The organism is Alphaproteobacteria bacterium (assembly GCA_015231795.1).
Classification (GTDB): Bacteria; Pseudomonadota; Alphaproteobacteria; order Rhodospirillales; family WMHbin7; genus WMHbin7.
Window position 1 is genome coordinate 216,163 of the sequence record JADGAX010000003.1, and the last position, 14,483, is coordinate 230,645.

Here is a 14,483-nt window from a genome sequence, read left to right on the forward strand (position 1 = left end):
TTAGCCAGAGACATCCCCGACGCCCGCTTGGTGGAATGGTAGACACAACAGACTTAAAATCTGTCGGAGGGCAACCTCCGTGCCGGTTCAAGTCCGGCAGCGGGCACCAAATATCAAGGACTTAGCAGAATTTACGAATTAGATTTCCTTATGCGTCATCTGAAAATTAAGAATTTGTCCCCCATCTGTCCCCCATTTTTATGCGACGCCCTGGACACTTATGTTGCGCGGGAATACGCTTCTCGTTGCCTACCGGTGCGGCTTTTTCACCTGGGGCATCGCGATGTCTCCCACAAGGGAGTTTTCCGATGGTCCAGTATGACAAGCAGCTCGTAACGAAGAAGGAGCTAAGGACAGTCTGTGGCATCCCATATTCGCCTCAGCACATTGCGCGTCTTGAAGCGGCAGGCCAATTCCCCAAGCGGGTACAGCTTGGCCCTTGCAGGGTCGCGTGGCTGTTGATTGAGGTGGAGGCATGGGTAAGCGAGCGAATCGCAATTCGTGATGCGTCCGTGACACACTGATGCTTCCTTCCAAGGGGCGGGAAATGGCCGGGGTGCACACTCGGCCATTTCTTTATAATATTGTCTGTTGCCAAAACCGGACCGAAGACCACGAAAGGATTTTGCATGTCGCAAAGTAGCAACGGGCATAGCGAACACATTCTTTTCGAGATGATGAAGCGGATTGAACCAAGACTGCAAGAACTCTTGGCTCAGAACGGAGTTGAAAGTCCGAATCAACTTTCAAAAGATCGGGCAAGAGATATTTTTTTACAAGCCACAATTGAGGTGGCGTCCAAATTCCATGGCGCGAACATTGAATGCCTTCGACATGGCTTAATGTCGTTTCATCATGATGAGTTCCTTCCTTCATTTAAGCGAGCAAGGGTCATGGTAGAAAAGGAAACAAGCGCCTTTGGTTTATCAGCGGGAATTGATGCTGCAATCGTACTCAGTGGATTTGGCTTGCCCGTAGTTCCTCTTGATAAGAGAACGACTATGCCACTTGGGAACGCGTCTAACGACATAGATGAAGTCAGAAAAATCTTTTTAAAATACAAGACTGCTTACGTCGGCTACTCGACATGCAAAGCACCATTCTATTTTCTTGCTACTGACTGCATCAAAACGCTGCAAGAACGAATCAAAACTCATCCCGCCTTGAAACAAGTTCACGAATTATTCCAAAGGAGCGGGGCTCGATTTCCAGCGTTCAACGGCGAAAATTTCAGGCACGGGGGAATGTTGTTCGCACGAGAGCAGGCGGACAAAATTTCTTCAGTCCTCCTCGAAGACCACAGCCCACACAATGGCTCAATAGCGCTTTACGCTGGATGGGAAGAAAACGGACGTCCTGAAGGGTCTTCAAAAAGCGGATACATTCCTGTGCCAAGTCGCTTCCTTTTAAGCGCAATAACTGATCCTGAATTTGCAACATGGGTTTGGCGTCCAGTTGGCGCAAGGGCCTGCATTCATTGAAAGCGAGATGGCAGGGGTGCACACTCGGCCATCCCTTTTTATAACGCGGCATTCCTTGGGGGAGAAATGAAGCGGTATTACATTCTAGGTTCCATTCTGTATGCCTTCTGCTTTTCGGCTGTAATTTCAAGCATTCTCTACGATGAAACGAAAAGGCAGCTTGCGGCACTTGAAATCAAAGGGCAGGCGATAGCATCTCGTGTGGAGCCGTTTGATAAATGGCTGCGCAATAACCGCGATGTGTATTACCAAGGATCATGCCAAGCCCCGTCCCGACCAAGCAATATGTGCACGACTGAAAATGATGCGCGGGCGCGAGCGGTTGTAAAATGCGGGTTCGAGTGGCAGGGCTGTTCAGGCGTAAAGGCGTTGCTGAACGGCAAGGGCGACTCACCAATTATGGGGTACATCGCAAACGTGGGCTGCAATTCCATCACGGCAGACATGAAAGGTGAGAGCTATTCCGAAGCAAACTTAGCACTCGATACGATTGAGGCCATAGCTGAAAGCTACTGTACGCATGATGACAGCTTCTTCAGCAAGCTCGCATGCTTTATAACGTCCGTCTCAAAAATTGAAAAGAAACTAACTCTGATCGCTTGCATCAAACGCGAGACAAACGAATGCTACAATGCCTACGTGAGTTGGAAATCGGCAGCCGAAAAATACAACATATGTGTCGATTGCGTTGCGAGATTAAAGTCTGCGAGAGCCGAAATGCTGGATGTGGACAACCAAGTTGCAAAGCTGAAGCGAGGATTCGTCTATCAACAGATCGGGGGGCTGGAACGAAAGTTTGGACCATATTTCAGGCCAAAGAAACGATAAGCAGAACGCCGAAGTTTTTTTAATCTGGTAGGTGGGAGACATCTTCCTAAAAAAGACGAATCGGCTTTTGATCCCCTATCTTCCGCCATCCTTCCCGAAAATCCGCCATCAATTCCGGCAGGGTTTTGAAAAAGAAGAACGGGCGGAAATGTGCGCCGAAGTCGGCGCGTTGCGAGAGGTTGCGCAGGGTCAGTTCAAGCGCCTTGTCGTCCTCAAACACTGCTAGAATACGCGGGCTGTGCGGATAATCAAACTGCCGCTCTATGGCCTGTTCGCCGATGGCATAGCGGTATTCGGCCAGCTTGTCGCTCATGCGCTTGGTGCGGTGTTGGTTGTACATTTCCAGCACGAACAGGCGTGGCGTTCCGTTGCCGTCGGTCAATTGCATAACGCTATCGGGAATGATGCCCGTTCCGTTCACAAGGTCAATCTTGGTCAAGGCACGGCGGCGCGGCTTGGTCTTGCTGCGGTTGGCCCCGGCAACGTCGAAATAGGAAACCATGAAATCGACGTTGTGCTTGTGTTCGGCGGCCCACAGACGCACGGCAATTTCGCAATCAATCGTGTGCAAGCGGTGCATGAAGCCGTGGCGGACCAGCACTACGCCACGCGGAAAGGGCACGTCCGAAACTTCCATGCCCAAAGCACCGGCCAAAACTTTGGCCCCTTGCTCGGTCAGGTAATGCGCGGTGGGGATGCGCCCAACGCCCGGCATGGCCCCGTGATCGATCCGCCCCAGCCAAGGGCGCTTGCCGCTCGCCAGATCGCGCAGCACGGTATAAAGATGCGTGGAATGGGCCGCCACTTTCAGGCGCAGCATTTGTTCCGCCGTGAGGTAGCGATACAGCCTCAAGGCATCAAGAATGCGGAACTCGGTTTCGGTTAGCGTGGTGATGCTCATACAAAATCGATCTTATGGGGTTTCGGCGGGCCTGAGCGGTGCGATTGGGCATTGGGTGGCGTCTCGGTGCCAGAGTGGCTTGAAGGGGCCGTAGCGCCCTCGGCTGTCGGTTCAACGCTGGGCCGGTAATAGGCGGCAAGCTGTTCGGACTTCACGGCCTTCCAGGCTTCGGCGTCGATATGATCGCGCACACGGGGCACGGTCAGTTTGAAGGCCGGGGTGTTGCCCGATACCTTGACGTAATACTGCCCAACGGAAAGTGCCTGCAAGGCGTCCAGACCAACGCTCATGCGTTCGTCCATCGGCTTTAGGGTTCGCACGTCATTCATGCCGCAAAACTTGACGGCGGTATTGCCCACCACAGCGGCAGCCAAGTCGCGGTCCATGTCTTGCGCGAAAGTTTGTTGGGCAAGGGTGAGGTGCAATCCGTATTTGCGGCTTTCGGTCAAAATGGTTTGAACGCTGGGGGATAAAAAATTCTGGCACTCGTCCACAAACACATGCACGGGAACGCGCTGGGATTCCGGGACACTTTCGCGCCTGATCGCCAAGCCTTGCAGCATGGCAAGAACGAAGCTGCCAAAGGTAGGGCTGGTTTCCGCCCCGATGCCGCCCTTGGGCAAAGCGAAGATCACGATCTTGCCCGCATTGACCGCCTCTTCCAGATTGACGGTTGAGCGCCCCACCAACAGGCGATACAGCACCGGGGAATTCAGCAGGCTTTGAATGCGGGTATAGAGGGCGGATTTCGTGCTATCGAATTGCTTTTCATAGAAACGTTCATGGAAAAAATCGCGGTGCGCTGGCACGCTCGAACGGCAACCGATTTCCCATAGTTCCCTGTTGCGCTTGTCGTCCATGAAACTTTGCAAATCGCGGATGCTGGCCCCTTCGCATTTCAGCAGGGTTGAGATGCAGGGAATGAGCAATGCGCCCATATTGCCAGACAAGCCGCTGTGCCCGGCCCTGCGCATCAGTTCATCGAAGACGCTGGCAATCTGTTCGGCCATGACATGCACGGCGCTTTCGGATTGGTCGGCCAATTCAAACGGGTTGATGGTGGGCGTTTTGTCACGGGCCAAGCTGGGGTGCAAATAGACCAGCCGCCCGGAATTGGCAACGCCAGGGAATCTGGCAACTTGTTCGGCCAAATCGCCGTGCGGATCGATCAGCACCAAACTTACCGGAGCTTGGCTTTTCAAATAGGCGCTAAACAGCACCTTCAACAATTCGCTCTTGCCGCTTCCCGATTGGCCCGTGATGTAGCTATGCCTCTTGCGTGCGTCTTCGGGAATCAGCACGGGGAGGCGGCGATAAAAAAAACCGTAGAGGGATGAAGCCGCCTTCTCAAGATACGCCATATAGCCCGGCCAATCAGGCGAATGGCTGTCAGGATCATAAATTCGGGATAGCTGTTCCTCAAGCGGCGAGGGGGAGAGGTGTTCGGCATAGAAGTTGGGGTTATTGCGATTTTGCTGGTCAAATTCCTGGCGGCGCTTGGTGTTGTCGATGCGTTGCAGGCGTTCGCGGATTGAGATAACGCGCTTTAGCGCGGTTAGATATTCGCCGTAGTTCAGGAAGTTCAGATCGTCGAGCCGGGCCTTTTGCCCTTCCGTGAACTTGATCGGCACCCGGCTGGCAAGGCGCACCTTGGTCAGGCGTTGCGAGACGATGGCCCGGCAGGCATCGGGGCTATCGGCCAATTCTGTTTCGCCGACGGCGTGAAGGCCTTCAAGATTTCCGTCCGCCGGATGCGCCAAGCCCAGAACATTCAGGGCCTTGCGTTCGTAATCTTCCGCGCCCATTGCAGCCCCCAAGGCATACAGTCTTGCACATGTATACCTTACAATCTATATTCTACATGTCAAACAATGAACTGAGCGTGAATTCTAATTACAAAACGCTCCATTCCATTCCGCTTTGAACTTTAAGCTTCCTCATTCGCTTATCGCTCATTCGTCAGCTTAAACCTCAAACCGTCATGGCCTGTCGCGTTGCCGCCCACACCCCGGCACCCGCCCCTTCGTGCTTCGCACGGCCAATGGGAAAAGCCCTCATTGAGGGCTTTTAGGGGAATGCCAGGATAGGGGAGGGAAGCGGGCGGCTGTCAGTTGGCGAACAAAGATTGCCACCAAGGCGAGGCGGCTTTCTTCTCGCGGCGCGGTTTTGGCTTTCTGGGTTCGGGCTGCGGCGCGACTGACGAAACGACGATGGCCGGTTCCTTGGGCGCACCGGCCAGGGCACGGGCGGTTGGGGTGTCTTGCGCTGCCAACAGATTGGCCTGGGATTCCCGAAGGGCCACCCGCCAATTCTCGCGTTCGTGCTCACGGTCCTTGCGCTCATGGTCCAGGGTGGCTTGCAGGCTGGATATGATTTCACCCTTGGCAGTCAGCTTGGCCCGCAACTCGGCGGCTTCATGGAAGCTTCCATGAACTTCATCCAGGCTTTCATGCTTGCGGGGTGAAGCGTTCGCCAAAGGCTTCAGCTTGCCGAAGACGCTTTCCAGGACGGCAACCGATACCAGCTTAATCCGTCCATCCATCTTGATGGCTTTGGCCGGTATCTGCCCGGATGCCAGCTTGTTTTGCAAAGTGCGCCGGGTAACGCCTGCCAACAAGGCGGCCATCTCAAGATTAATGAAGGGTGGAAGCTTACCGGCTGGGCCGTGAAGGGGTGCATTCATGGAAGGGGGGGTGAAGTTTCACGGAAATTATGCCCCCGCTTCGTGAAACTGGCAAATCGCGCCATATTCCCATTCGGCCAAAAGCTGTGTAGCCTTAGGGGGCGGAAGGCACAGGGGAGGGAAGCCGCCAATGTTTGATATGTTCAATCCAGTTTTGCGCGAGGCCAAAAAGCGGGCCAAAGAGGAATACAGGCAACGGCTGATTCAGGGCAAAGCCGATGCCATGATGCGCCATGCCAGAGAATCGGCGGACGAAGAACTTGCCAGCAAGGAACAATTCCGCCGGAGCTTTCCAAAGAATTTTAAGATGTTCCTGGCGATGGCTGCGGGCCTGCTTATCGCCATAGCGCTTTCGAAGTGACATGCTGAACCGCCTGCGCCGTTTTCTAACCCGTAGCCAGGAAGGCCCGCCTGCCGATGAGGCGGGCGATGTTTCCGCCTCCCGTGAACTTGCACGGCTTGAACAGCGTCTTAGGGAAGAGAAGGTGAAAACCGAACAGCTTGCCAAGATCAGCTATGCGAAATGGAAACTGCGCAAGGAGCAGGAAAAGGAATATGCCCTCAAGTTCGGCGTGACTCTGCCATTGACCACAATGCAGCAAGAGCAGGACGATTTTTTCAGGTCGCTGGAATCGCGCATGGAGCGCCAACGCATCGACTTCATCGAACAGAACAAGGCGCTTGAATTCCAGCAAGGCGAGGAGCAGAAGCAAGAGCTTGAACGCCAATCCGCCGAATGCGTGTTGAAGGCGCTGGAAGATGATTTGACGTGAAAGCGGGGATTGCCCCGCCGATGGTTTACGTATATATTACGTAAACCATGAAGAAACTGACGATTTCCGTTTCCGATGAATTTTACGCAGGCCTGCAACGTTCGGTCGGGCGGCGGCGCATTGGCAATTTTCTGGAAAATCTCGCCCGCCCGCATGTGATGCCCCAAGACTTGGCGGCGGCCTATCGTGACATGGCAAACGACAAGGCCCGCGAAGACGAAGCGATGGAATGGGCCGAGGCGACAACGCACGACGCGGCGCATGAAGCGCGGTAACGTTTGGTGGGTGTCGTTTGATCCCTCGCTGGGCGGCGAAATCCAGAAGACCCGCCCCGCCGTCATCATCAGCAACGATTCGTCCAATGCGGCCCTTAACCGAGTCCAGGTGGTGCCGATCACCAGCAACACCACACGCCTTTACCCGTGCGAGGCTTACGTCACCTTGAAGGGCGAAAGCCGCAAGGCAATGGCCGATCAAATCGCCACGGTTGCCAAGATACGTTTGAAAGAAAAAATCGCAACGCTTTCGCCTGCCGACATGCAGGCCATTGAACAGGCGCTAAAGGTCCAGCTTGGTTTTTTGTGAGCTTGCCATGCGCTATTACGAAAATCTTGGCCTGGAAGATCGCAAGCGCATTGTGCTTGGTGCCGTCGCCTTCAGTTGCGCGATGGAAGGCATGGACGAATCGCGGGATGCCTGCCTAAAGGAATTGCGCGAACTTGAATGTTGGCAAGAAACGGCCCGGTTTAATGAATCGAAAATGAAATCGTAAAAACGCATTTCATGCTAATTTCATGTTTGCCTCTGTATGCTGGGCATGAACAAAAACAAATATGCAGCATACCAAACAGTCCCTTGCGGCCCATGCCCCCTATCCCGGCTTTCAGTTGCACATCGATATCATGGCCGTGCCGGACGAAAGCAAGCATTTGATCAGGCCGCAACGTTATCAGATAACGGCTATTGATATCGCAACCCAGATTCGTTTTCTTGGTCTCTGCCGTAGCCTGACTGCGACAAGTGCCGTGAGATTTCTAAGAAAGGCGCTTTCTTTTTTCGCCAAGCTTGGCATTTGCGTACAAAGCGTTCGCACCCCCAATCACGCCATGTTCCTGAAAACGGATTTAAGACGGGGAAAAAAGGTTTGCCACCTTCACCCCTTCACACGCTTTTGCCGCAAACGCGGGATCATCCATGTTTTGAACAGGCATGATCTGCGATGGCACAATTGCTTTGTCGAGCAAAGCCGACAAATCGACGAAGAGGAATTCTACCGCTTTTGGAATCCGGGCAGATTGAGCGACAAGGCATTGGCTGCCAAGTTGCAGATTTGGCAGTACAGATACAATTGCTTTAGGCTTCATCCCTGCTGCAATTACGAGCCGCCATTGAAGAGGTATTTGTCTTTGAATAAAGCGGACTGAAAATAAGATGGTGGGTTATTTGTTGTGCACCAAAAAGGCGTTACCACCCTCGCGGACGAAGAAAGTGCGATTGCCAGAAACGGCAAAATTATATAGCTGCGTCTCAGGCGATGCAGATTGCGCCTGAATGGTTTCGATCCGTGTTTCGCCACTGTCTGAAATAATAAAGTCGCCAACTTGAAGCGGGCCAAGCACAAGGCCGGGATTCGTCTGTTCCGCCAGCCCCACATCAAAGGCTTTCCAGCCTTCCTTCGTCATGAAGGGATGGCCGCCAGTTACGAAGTGGCGCGAGCCGTTGATGGAATAGAGGTGCTGGCTGCCAAGCATCGGGCGATGCAGAACCTCGACTTGGTTGATTTGTCCGTCAGCACCTTTCAGCCATTCGCCAACTGAGATTTCCTCAATCGTTTTTTCTGAACCGTCGTCCATCAGAACTTTTGTTCCGGCGATGAAGCAGCAACCAAGCCCCATGGTAAGGTGTGTAGGCACCTCACCCAGGGAAACGTTGTCCTGATAGACCCGGATGGACCCCATACAAGTCTGACTCAGATCAACCCTGATTTCATTGGAGGTGACTGAGACAGTTAGGCGTGTATCAGGCCAAGTGGTGTTGATTGCGTAGAAAGTAGATGCACTTGCATTTGAAATGCTGGTTGCTGTCGCCCAAAGCTGATTTGCCAGTTTTGTTCCGACCGATGCTGACAATGTAAGACCTACAATGACAGCCTTACTCGATCCATTTCTCACCTCGCTATTCTTCTGTGCCGTCACTTGCCTCTGCAAATCCTGTGTGCGCTTGATGGCCTGCTGCACCTGCAAGGGCTGCTGGGCAACGGAAGCCGGGCTTAATTGCAGCGAGGCGGACGTACGCTGCCCGTCGGCAGGCCGGATGGTTTCACTGCCGGTTGGCGGCAGGAATCCCATGCGCATCAAGCTGTTTTCGGCGCGAGAAAATTGCTCGGACATGCCAGCCCCACGATCCGATGCAGCGAACGACAGGGGGGCATTGCCGTTGGCAACACTTAGGGTGCTGGCACGCTGCTTTTCTTTGTCGGTCCACAAATCGGACATGCGCCATGCGGCAAGAACGGTTGTTTGCTGGTCGCTGGTATGGCGCACACTGAAGGACAATGATCCAAGTTCAGCTGCAGCCGTTCCCCCCACGACGCCTTGCGTATCGCCGTCGCCGCCAGCCCCCACCAGCCAGTGGATCGGATTCTTGAAATAGTCGCTTCCCATGAAGGCGATGCCAAGTCCACCGTTTCCGACGATTTTGTTTTGGGTGGTGTTATCAACATGGTGATAATGGGCTGTGTTGACCCCAGCCCCTACCGAGACAGGCAAATACTCGCCGAAAACCGACGGCGTTACGGCGCGGAGTGACAGGTCCAGCGCGTTGGTTCTGGGCGAACCTTCCGTGCCCTGCCTGACCAACGGGTTGTGCGTATAGGCCGCCGTGCCGGACAGTGCAGAGACATTGTTCAAAAGCGTTTGCAGACCGGTACGAAGACCGGGCGGCAAATCGCCACTGGGCGATTGCCTGCCATCGCTCCGTTTGAACCAATTCAGGTAGGTCGTATAACCCCAGACTTGCCGATTCCCTTCCGTGTAGAAGTTCTCCTCACGGGTGACGTACTCGCCCAAGGTGAAGGAAGACAGCGGATCGAGGTTGGGCAGCACGAACTGATATTGGCCGTAGAACTCGCTGGCTCGTTCGTTGGTCAGGATGCCCCCGCCGATGGCTTGGCTTTTCTCTTCGTCCAGGGTGGCCCCAAAGCTCATGCCGCCTCGGGATTTATACCGATTATCCCACTTGCCCCGGACTGAGATGTTGGCGTTATCGAAGCCAAGGCTTCTGTCTTGGGGTTCCTCGCTATCCTGGCTGTCGTTCAACCCCCGAAAGACCCCATCGGACCTTCCCAGGACGGGCAGTGCTTCACCCGCAATTCCCCAACGCCCGGTGGACAACACCAGGGCAAGCGCGGTACTTGCGATTAATGCGCTGCGAAGACCGGACGGCACTAACAAGACCCCCTTGATAAGCTTATCGTGTCAATAACATGAGGGGGGATGCCGGGCAACGACAAAACGTTGTTACAAACAACACGAATAGTCGTTAGCGTGTGCCTTGCATTCACGAGACAAGAAAAGGATGGATGGTCTCGGTGAAAAGCTTCGCGCTCGTGCGCGTGAATTGGGTTTGTCGGACACGGAAGTGGCCCGGCGGCTTGGTCTTAGCCAGTCACGGTACGCGAACTATGTTTCCGACAAAAGAGAACCTGACTTCGCAACTTTCGTTAAGATTTGCAGAGTGTTAGGCATGACCCCCGATATGTTGCTTGGCTTTGGGGCGTTGCCGGAAGCCGGTTCGGAAGACGAACGGATACGCCTGGAAATCCAGGCGGCGCTTCTCTCCTTGAATTCCCGGACCCTGCGCACAGTTGCCGAAGTTGTTTCGGCCATGTCTGCGTTTGGGGCGGACAGGTAGCTTCCCAGCCCCTTGTTTTGTTTTGCCTCGCCTCTAAGCACACACAGATTGTTCGTTAAACGATATTTCAGGCAGTTTGACTGATTATCCCCATAAATTTACCCTACCGTTCGTATTTGCGGGGGTAAATCTATTGACAATAAGTTGTGTGTGCTATGATGATCGCATGGAATTCGGCGTTGAAAAGCTTCGCAGCGTGGAGAACTCCGGTTTTCGTTCGTTTTGGCGGGAGCTAGTTTGGTTGCTATGGCTCACAAGGAGTAGGGAGGTGGACGTGCCAGATGGAATCCTTCAAGCAATTTTTAGCGTATTTAATGCAAAAAAACTACCGCAGAATAATCTCTATGTCCTCACAGAAGACAAGGCTGTATCTGCCCTAAAAATGATTATGTCAGCCACAAGTAAAGAATTAAATGTTACTGATCGCCGTATGACGCTTGTGATTGGAGACGAGGATCCTGTTATAAATAAAGTGCTTGATGGCATTAAAGGATGCAAATGTGACGATGAGGTCACGTTGGATGTTCTGGCATCAAGTGAAGATACACTTCAAAGCATAAAAGAAGTATTTAGTCACAACGGATCAAGTCGCCTAAAATTAGGAGAAACCTTGGTTGTCAATTATAGTGGTTACCCATTCTTAGTTGCTCCAAGAGGGTATTATTTCCAGAAAGGACCAAACTTTTCTTATGCTGAAGCCGCATTTATTAAAGATCGTATTACAGAGTTGCTTTTGCAAAGGGCTTCAGAAATTCGTGAGGATGCGGCATGAGTGATGATTATACTTTGTTTACACTTTTAGTAGCTTCTACTTATGGTTCTGCTGGGATTTGTCAGTATTTGAGGGTGTATTCCGAGAAAATAATTGACGAGAATGAAAGCTGGAATCATGATGTTGAAACAAGTTCTGAATATATTCAGTTAGCTAAGAAAGACAACGCGCATTTACAAACATTCAATGTGCTTCGGCAGCAGGCAAAATCGGTTAAACCAAGAAGAGGGGCGTGGCCTGTTTGGACGCTTGCAATAATTGCTTTGCTTCTTGTGGTCCATGTTTCATTGAGAAAAATTATCATGGGCGCTTCGTGCGTGGAGGCCTCTGATTCTCTTTGTATAATAACATCAGCCATAGTAGTTATTCTAAAGCAATACATACAGTTGACAGATAATTTGTTTATCGCGCTGCCTCTTATTGGTTCTGTACTTGCGTATTACTATGCATGGGATATGCAGGTGAAGACACAGAAATACAAAGATTTATGGTTTATGATAAAAAAAGAGCATAGAATAATAATAAATACGTATTTTCCGCCACCTTAGCGGGTCCAGATCAAAGCTCTCATGCTACGAGGACACTATTATTATTGTTTGAAAACTAATATTTTTTCTTCTAATAAGGTGCCTTAGCATTTGATTGCTACCTTTTTGCGCGCCCTACTTCCAGGCTTTAATGTAACAAATACACGAAAGAAGTTTTCCATGCCCGGCGCATTCCAGCCCCTTTGCGCAAAGCTGGCAGCAAGAACCGCACCATGTTTGCCTGCCTTCACTTCCTTGGCGAAGGCGTTGCGTAGCGCCTTCAGCTTGGCCTTCGGCAGTGCTTGTAGCTTGGCGTTGATATCGCGCCTGCGGGCGATCTGCGCTTCCTCTCTGGCTTCATCCTCAAGCTCTTGTTCAGTCATGGCAAGCACCCTGGCATTGCTTCTCGCCAGGGCCTCTTGCCGCTTGGCGCGATCATCGGCGGCAAAGTCGTTGCTGATAGCCGCCACCGTCAAACCGGCAAGATTCACGTCCCTGCCCTTGGCAGCCAAGTGCCGCTTTCTGGCCAATTCAATATTTTTCAAAACGTGCTGGGGTTCGTGCCGCGCCAGAAGCTCGCGCATCGCACTTGCCCGAACGCCATTCTGTTCGCCTTCGGCCATCGCTTCGTTATAAAGCTGCTTGCGTTCCTTGTCGGCATCGCTTGATGGCAGCAAGGGCGGTTGGTTGTCGTTGGCTGGTTTCGTTTGCGCAATGATGGAACGTGGCGGGGTGCGCGGCACGTTGTCACGGATGGAAAAGGAAACGCCAACCACCTTGCGGCCTTTGCGCGTCTCACAATATTCAAAAGCAATGTCCGTTTTTTCGGCCAATTCGCTTTGCGCAATCAGAATCACCCGGTTGCGAAAATCCTTGTAGTTTCCATATTTCTTTTCCGCCTTCAGGATTTTGCGCAGTTCCGGCACCTTGAAGGAAACAGTTTTCATGCGCCGTCGGCTTTTCAAAATCTCGTAAAGCCGGATGGAATAGAAGCTGCGCAACCCTGCCACGTTTTGCAGCATGTAGCTTGAAAAGTGCGCTTTCAATTCCAGAAGATAGGGTTTCATTTCCGGCGAGAAGGATAAATCCAGGCAGGCGATTTCCGCTCCCCTGTATCCCTTGGGCACATAGCGGGCCGATGATACCCAGCCGACTTTCAACCATCCTTCGCCCTCTTCCGGTATGTGCAACACGCGAGACAGCAACGCTTCGGCCACGCGCTTGATGTCCTCGTAAAGCTTGTTGGTGCGCAAGCCCAGATAGTCGCGGATGTCGGTAATGGGAATGCGATAAGTTTTGAAATCCTTGTCTTCGCACCGCACAAGCGAGACAAGCAAAAGCACGATGCGCTTTTCCTCAAGCGTCATGGTGTAGCTGGCTTCAGCAAGTTTGTTGGCTTGCGTTACCACCAGCTTGTTGCGGTCAATTTTGGAAACGACGATAGGCGAAGGCATTGGCGGGTTGGGTTATGGCCCAAGTTTAGCAGAATGGGGACGCATTGGCGCAACGTCCCCAAGTCTCCCCCTTTCGTCCCAATGGCACCCCGATCCGTCCCCATAGGGGCACCAATCCGCCCCAATAGCGCCCCCGATCCGTCCCAATACAGCCCCCGATCCGTCCCAATACAGCACGGAAACGCTATAAAAACCGACGATTTTTCAAGCCCAAACAAGGCAAACATATAAACAGCAGCAAAGGAAATATGCTGCTACGGGCTAAAAAAACGAAGAAAAACGGGCGGTTGGCAAGGGGTGGTTTTGTGCTGGCAAAATGATATAATCCAGGCATGAAAACCCAGGAGGCCGCAGCCATGCGCCAAAGTGCATCCGTGATGATCGAAGCCGAAAAGTTGCCGAAGGAATTGGCGAGCGTTTTGAAAGAACGCCCGGTTCTCGGTTCGCATCTTCGGATTACGGTTGAAGAATTTGATGAGTCGGACGAAGAAAAGCTGGTCGCTTTGCGTGCGGCAATTCAAAAAGGCCGCGATGATATTGCCGCCGGAAGATTTGTTGATGGCGAAGCAGCTTTTGCTGAATTGCGAGCCAAGCATTTTCCGAACAGATAGCAGCTTGAATGTCTCGCTTCGTCCTAGCCGATAGCGCCAAAAGCGATATTAATGAAATCCTGACCGCAATCATTCCTGAAAATGAGAATGCTGCGTGGGAATGGTATTTTGCTCTTCAAAAAACATTCGGAACGCTTGCCCATTCCCCGCTTATTGGCCGAGTTCGCGATGAACTATTGCCAGAAGTGCGGATGTTCCCATTTGGGAATTATCTGATTTTCTACGATGTGATCCAGGGCGGAATTCAGGTCGTGCATGTTGTTCACGGTGCCCGTGACGTGCGGCGCATGTTTGCCCAAGACAACGGACCATCTTAATGAGCGAGCCGATAGTTAGAGTTTATCGTGGCGATGAATTGCCCAAGGTGCTTGCTGATGCCCTTGAGGGCGTTGAGGCAGACGCCTTGTATATCGTGCGTATTAAGAAATTTTCGGCGAATGATCCCGCCAATATGACCGAAAATGAAGTAGCAGAATATGCCGATGCCGTGGTGCAGGAAGTTCGGCATAACAACAAAGCGAAGCCGGTTCCAAAACAATAA

20 protein-coding genes and 1 tRNA gene are annotated in these 14,483 nt (G+C 52.4%); 16 read left to right on the forward strand and 5 right to left on the reverse strand.

Going from position 1 to position 14,483, the window contains the following annotated elements; translation table 11 throughout:
• The first annotated feature begins 21 nt into the window (after positions 1 to 21).
• The 4 genes from HQL44_08700 (at position 22) to HQL44_08715 (ending at position 2,309) form a co-directional block, all read left to right on the forward strand.
• Positions 22 to 109: transfer RNA gene (locus HQL44_08700), tRNA-Leu, on the forward strand.
• A gap of 199 nt (positions 110 to 308) precedes the next feature.
• Positions 309 to 524 carry an AlpA family phage regulatory protein gene (locus tag HQL44_08705; GenBank protein ID MBF0268659.1) on the forward strand — a complete coding sequence of 72 codons (216 nt, stop codon included), beginning with the start codon at positions 309 to 311 and terminating at the stop codon, positions 522 to 524.
• Positions 525 to 629: 105 nt separating this feature from the next.
• Entirely contained in the window at positions 630 to 1,481 is an 852-nt protein-coding gene (locus tag HQL44_08710; GenBank protein MBF0268660.1) for a hypothetical protein, read from the forward strand.
• Between the two features lie 66 nt (positions 1,482 to 1,547).
• Positions 1,548 to 2,309: a hypothetical protein gene (locus HQL44_08715; GenBank protein MBF0268661.1), complete on the forward strand. Its 762-nt coding sequence runs from the start codon at positions 1,548 to 1,550 to the stop codon at positions 2,307 to 2,309.
• A gap of 46 nt (positions 2,310 to 2,355) precedes the next feature.
• Here the strand turns inward: HQL44_08715 and HQL44_08720 are convergent, their stop codons facing one another.
• From HQL44_08720 to HQL44_08730, 3 genes are all read right to left on the reverse strand, one after another.
• Positions 2,356 to 3,210 (reverse strand): replication-relaxation family protein, encoded by an 855-nt coding sequence (locus tag HQL44_08720; GenBank protein ID MBF0268662.1) that lies wholly within the window; start codon positions 3,208 to 3,210, stop codon positions 2,356 to 2,358.
• Positions 3,207 to 5,015, reverse strand: a complete 1,809-nt coding sequence (locus HQL44_08725) for a DUF87 domain-containing protein (protein ID MBF0268663.1) — start codon at positions 5,013 to 5,015, stop codon at positions 3,207 to 3,209. The genes HQL44_08720 and HQL44_08725 overlap by 4 nt, the downstream gene beginning before the upstream one ends.
• Before the next feature lie 302 nt (positions 5,016 to 5,317).
• Entirely contained in the window at positions 5,318 to 5,836 is a 519-nt protein-coding gene (locus HQL44_08730; protein MBF0268664.1) for a hypothetical protein, read from the reverse strand.
• 211 nt (positions 5,837 to 6,047) lie between these two features.
• Here HQL44_08730 and HQL44_08735 point away from each other — a divergent pair, with 211 nt between their 5' ends.
• The 6 genes from HQL44_08735 to HQL44_08760 all read left to right on the forward strand — a co-directional run bounded on the left by HQL44_08735 (position 6,048) and on the right by HQL44_08760 (position 8,090).
• Positions 6,048 to 6,254 (forward strand): hypothetical protein, encoded by a 207-nt coding sequence (locus tag HQL44_08735; protein MBF0268665.1) that lies wholly within the window; start codon positions 6,048 to 6,050, stop codon positions 6,252 to 6,254.
• Between the two features lies 1 nt (position 6,255).
• Positions 6,256 to 6,666 (forward strand): hypothetical protein, encoded by a 411-nt coding sequence (locus HQL44_08740; GenBank protein ID MBF0268666.1) that lies wholly within the window; start codon positions 6,256 to 6,258, stop codon positions 6,664 to 6,666.
• Positions 6,667 to 6,713: 47 nt separating this feature from the next.
• Complete coding sequence (locus HQL44_08745) at positions 6,714 to 6,941, forward strand: addiction module antitoxin (GenBank protein ID MBF0268667.1); 228 nt, start codon at positions 6,714 to 6,716, stop codon at positions 6,939 to 6,941.
• On the forward strand, positions 6,928 to 7,251 hold the full coding sequence (locus HQL44_08750) for a type II toxin-antitoxin system PemK/MazF family toxin (protein ID MBF0268668.1): 324 nt from the start codon (positions 6,928 to 6,930) through the stop codon (positions 7,249 to 7,251). Before HQL44_08745 ends, HQL44_08750 begins: the two co-directional genes overlap by 14 nt.
• Before the next feature lie 7 nt (positions 7,252 to 7,258).
• Positions 7,259 to 7,438: a hypothetical protein gene (locus HQL44_08755; GenBank protein ID MBF0268669.1), complete on the forward strand. Its 180-nt coding sequence runs from the start codon at positions 7,259 to 7,261 to the stop codon at positions 7,436 to 7,438.
• A 61-nt stretch (positions 7,439 to 7,499) separates the two neighbouring features.
• Positions 7,500 to 8,090 carry a hypothetical protein gene (locus tag HQL44_08760; protein MBF0268670.1) on the forward strand — a complete coding sequence of 197 codons (591 nt, stop codon included), beginning with the start codon at positions 7,500 to 7,502 and terminating at the stop codon, positions 8,088 to 8,090.
• 15 nt (positions 8,091 to 8,105) lie between these two features.
• Here HQL44_08760 and HQL44_08765 read toward each other — a convergent pair whose 3' ends face one another.
• Complete coding sequence (locus HQL44_08765) at positions 8,106 to 9,983, reverse strand: hypothetical protein (protein MBF0268671.1); 1,878 nt, start codon at positions 9,981 to 9,983, stop codon at positions 8,106 to 8,108.
• Between the two features lie 259 nt (positions 9,984 to 10,242).
• Here HQL44_08765 and HQL44_08770 point away from each other — a divergent pair, with 259 nt between their 5' ends.
• The 3 genes from HQL44_08770 to HQL44_08780 all read left to right on the forward strand — a co-directional run bounded on the left by HQL44_08770 (position 10,243) and on the right by HQL44_08780 (position 11,898).
• Entirely contained in the window at positions 10,243 to 10,578 is a 336-nt protein-coding gene (locus tag HQL44_08770; protein ID MBF0268672.1) for a helix-turn-helix transcriptional regulator, read from the forward strand.
• Between the two features lie 268 nt (positions 10,579 to 10,846).
• Positions 10,847 to 11,350 carry a hypothetical protein gene (locus HQL44_08775; protein ID MBF0268673.1) on the forward strand — a complete coding sequence of 168 codons (504 nt, stop codon included), beginning with the start codon at positions 10,847 to 10,849 and terminating at the stop codon, positions 11,348 to 11,350.
• Positions 11,347 to 11,898: a hypothetical protein gene (locus HQL44_08780; GenBank protein ID MBF0268674.1), complete on the forward strand. Its 552-nt coding sequence runs from the start codon at positions 11,347 to 11,349 to the stop codon at positions 11,896 to 11,898. The genes HQL44_08775 and HQL44_08780 overlap by 4 nt, the downstream gene beginning before the upstream one ends.
• An 83-nt stretch (positions 11,899 to 11,981) precedes the next feature.
• Here HQL44_08780 and HQL44_08785 read toward each other — a convergent pair whose 3' ends face one another.
• Positions 11,982 to 13,331: a RepB family plasmid replication initiator protein gene (locus HQL44_08785; GenBank protein ID MBF0268675.1), complete on the reverse strand. Its 1,350-nt coding sequence runs from the start codon at positions 13,329 to 13,331 to the stop codon at positions 11,982 to 11,984.
• A gap of 332 nt (positions 13,332 to 13,663) precedes the next feature.
• Here HQL44_08785 and HQL44_08790 point away from each other — a divergent pair, with 332 nt between their 5' ends.
• Genes HQL44_08790 through HQL44_08800 form a run of 3 tightly spaced genes read left to right on the forward strand, consistent with a single transcriptional unit; the run spans position 13,664 to position 14,483 of the window.
• On the forward strand, positions 13,664 to 13,942 hold the full coding sequence (locus HQL44_08790) for a hypothetical protein (protein ID MBF0268676.1): 279 nt from the start codon (positions 13,664 to 13,666) through the stop codon (positions 13,940 to 13,942).
• An 8-nt stretch (positions 13,943 to 13,950) separates the two neighbouring features.
• The gene (locus tag HQL44_08795) at positions 13,951 to 14,259 is read left to right on the forward strand and encodes a type II toxin-antitoxin system RelE/ParE family toxin (protein ID MBF0268677.1); all 309 of its coding nucleotides are present in this window, start codon (positions 13,951 to 13,953) and stop codon (positions 14,257 to 14,259) included.
• The gene (locus HQL44_08800) at positions 14,259 to 14,483 is read left to right on the forward strand and encodes a hypothetical protein (GenBank protein ID MBF0268678.1); all 225 of its coding nucleotides are present in this window, start codon (positions 14,259 to 14,261) and stop codon (positions 14,481 to 14,483) included. Before HQL44_08795 ends, HQL44_08800 begins: the two co-directional genes overlap by 1 nt.

Excerpts from the sequence above, each read along its gene's own strand:
- HQL44_08705 (MBF0268659.1), top strand. The coding sequence starts at position 309 with ATGGTCCAGTATGACAAGCAGCTCGTAACGAAGAAGGAGCTAAGGACA.
- HQL44_08710 (MBF0268660.1), top strand. The coding sequence starts at position 630 with ATGTCGCAAAGTAGCAACGGGCATAGCGAACACATTCTTTTCGAGATG.
- HQL44_08715 (MBF0268661.1), top strand. The coding sequence starts at position 1,548 with ATGAAGCGGTATTACATTCTAGGTTCCATTCTGTATGCCTTCTGCTTT.
- HQL44_08720 (MBF0268662.1), bottom strand. The coding sequence starts at position 3,210 with ATGAGCATCACCACGCTAACCGAAACCGAGTTCCGCATTCTTGATGCC.
- HQL44_08725 (MBF0268663.1), bottom strand. The coding sequence starts at position 5,015 with ATGGGCGCGGAAGATTACGAACGCAAGGCCCTGAATGTTCTGGGCTTG.
- HQL44_08730 (MBF0268664.1), bottom strand. The coding sequence starts at position 5,836 with ATGGCCGCCTTGTTGGCAGGCGTTACCCGGCGCACTTTGCAAAACAAG.
- HQL44_08740 (MBF0268666.1), top strand. The coding sequence starts at position 6,256 with ATGCTGAACCGCCTGCGCCGTTTTCTAACCCGTAGCCAGGAAGGCCCG.
- HQL44_08745 (MBF0268667.1), top strand. The coding sequence starts at position 6,714 with ATGAAGAAACTGACGATTTCCGTTTCCGATGAATTTTACGCAGGCCTG.
- HQL44_08750 (MBF0268668.1), top strand. The coding sequence starts at position 6,928 with ATGAAGCGCGGTAACGTTTGGTGGGTGTCGTTTGATCCCTCGCTGGGC.
- HQL44_08755 (MBF0268669.1), top strand. The coding sequence starts at position 7,259 with ATGCGCTATTACGAAAATCTTGGCCTGGAAGATCGCAAGCGCATTGTG.
- HQL44_08760 (MBF0268670.1), top strand. The coding sequence starts at position 7,500 with ATGCAGCATACCAAACAGTCCCTTGCGGCCCATGCCCCCTATCCCGGC.
- HQL44_08770 (MBF0268672.1), top strand. The coding sequence starts at position 10,243 with ATGGATGGTCTCGGTGAAAAGCTTCGCGCTCGTGCGCGTGAATTGGGT.
- HQL44_08780 (MBF0268674.1), top strand. The coding sequence starts at position 11,347 with ATGAGTGATGATTATACTTTGTTTACACTTTTAGTAGCTTCTACTTAT.
- HQL44_08785 (MBF0268675.1), bottom strand. The coding sequence starts at position 13,331 with ATGCCTTCGCCTATCGTCGTTTCCAAAATTGACCGCAACAAGCTGGTG.
- HQL44_08790 (MBF0268676.1), top strand. The coding sequence starts at position 13,664 with ATGAAAACCCAGGAGGCCGCAGCCATGCGCCAAAGTGCATCCGTGATG.
- HQL44_08795 (MBF0268677.1), top strand. The coding sequence starts at position 13,951 with ATGTCTCGCTTCGTCCTAGCCGATAGCGCCAAAAGCGATATTAATGAA.
- HQL44_08800 (MBF0268678.1), top strand. The coding sequence starts at position 14,259 with ATGAGCGAGCCGATAGTTAGAGTTTATCGTGGCGATGAATTGCCCAAG.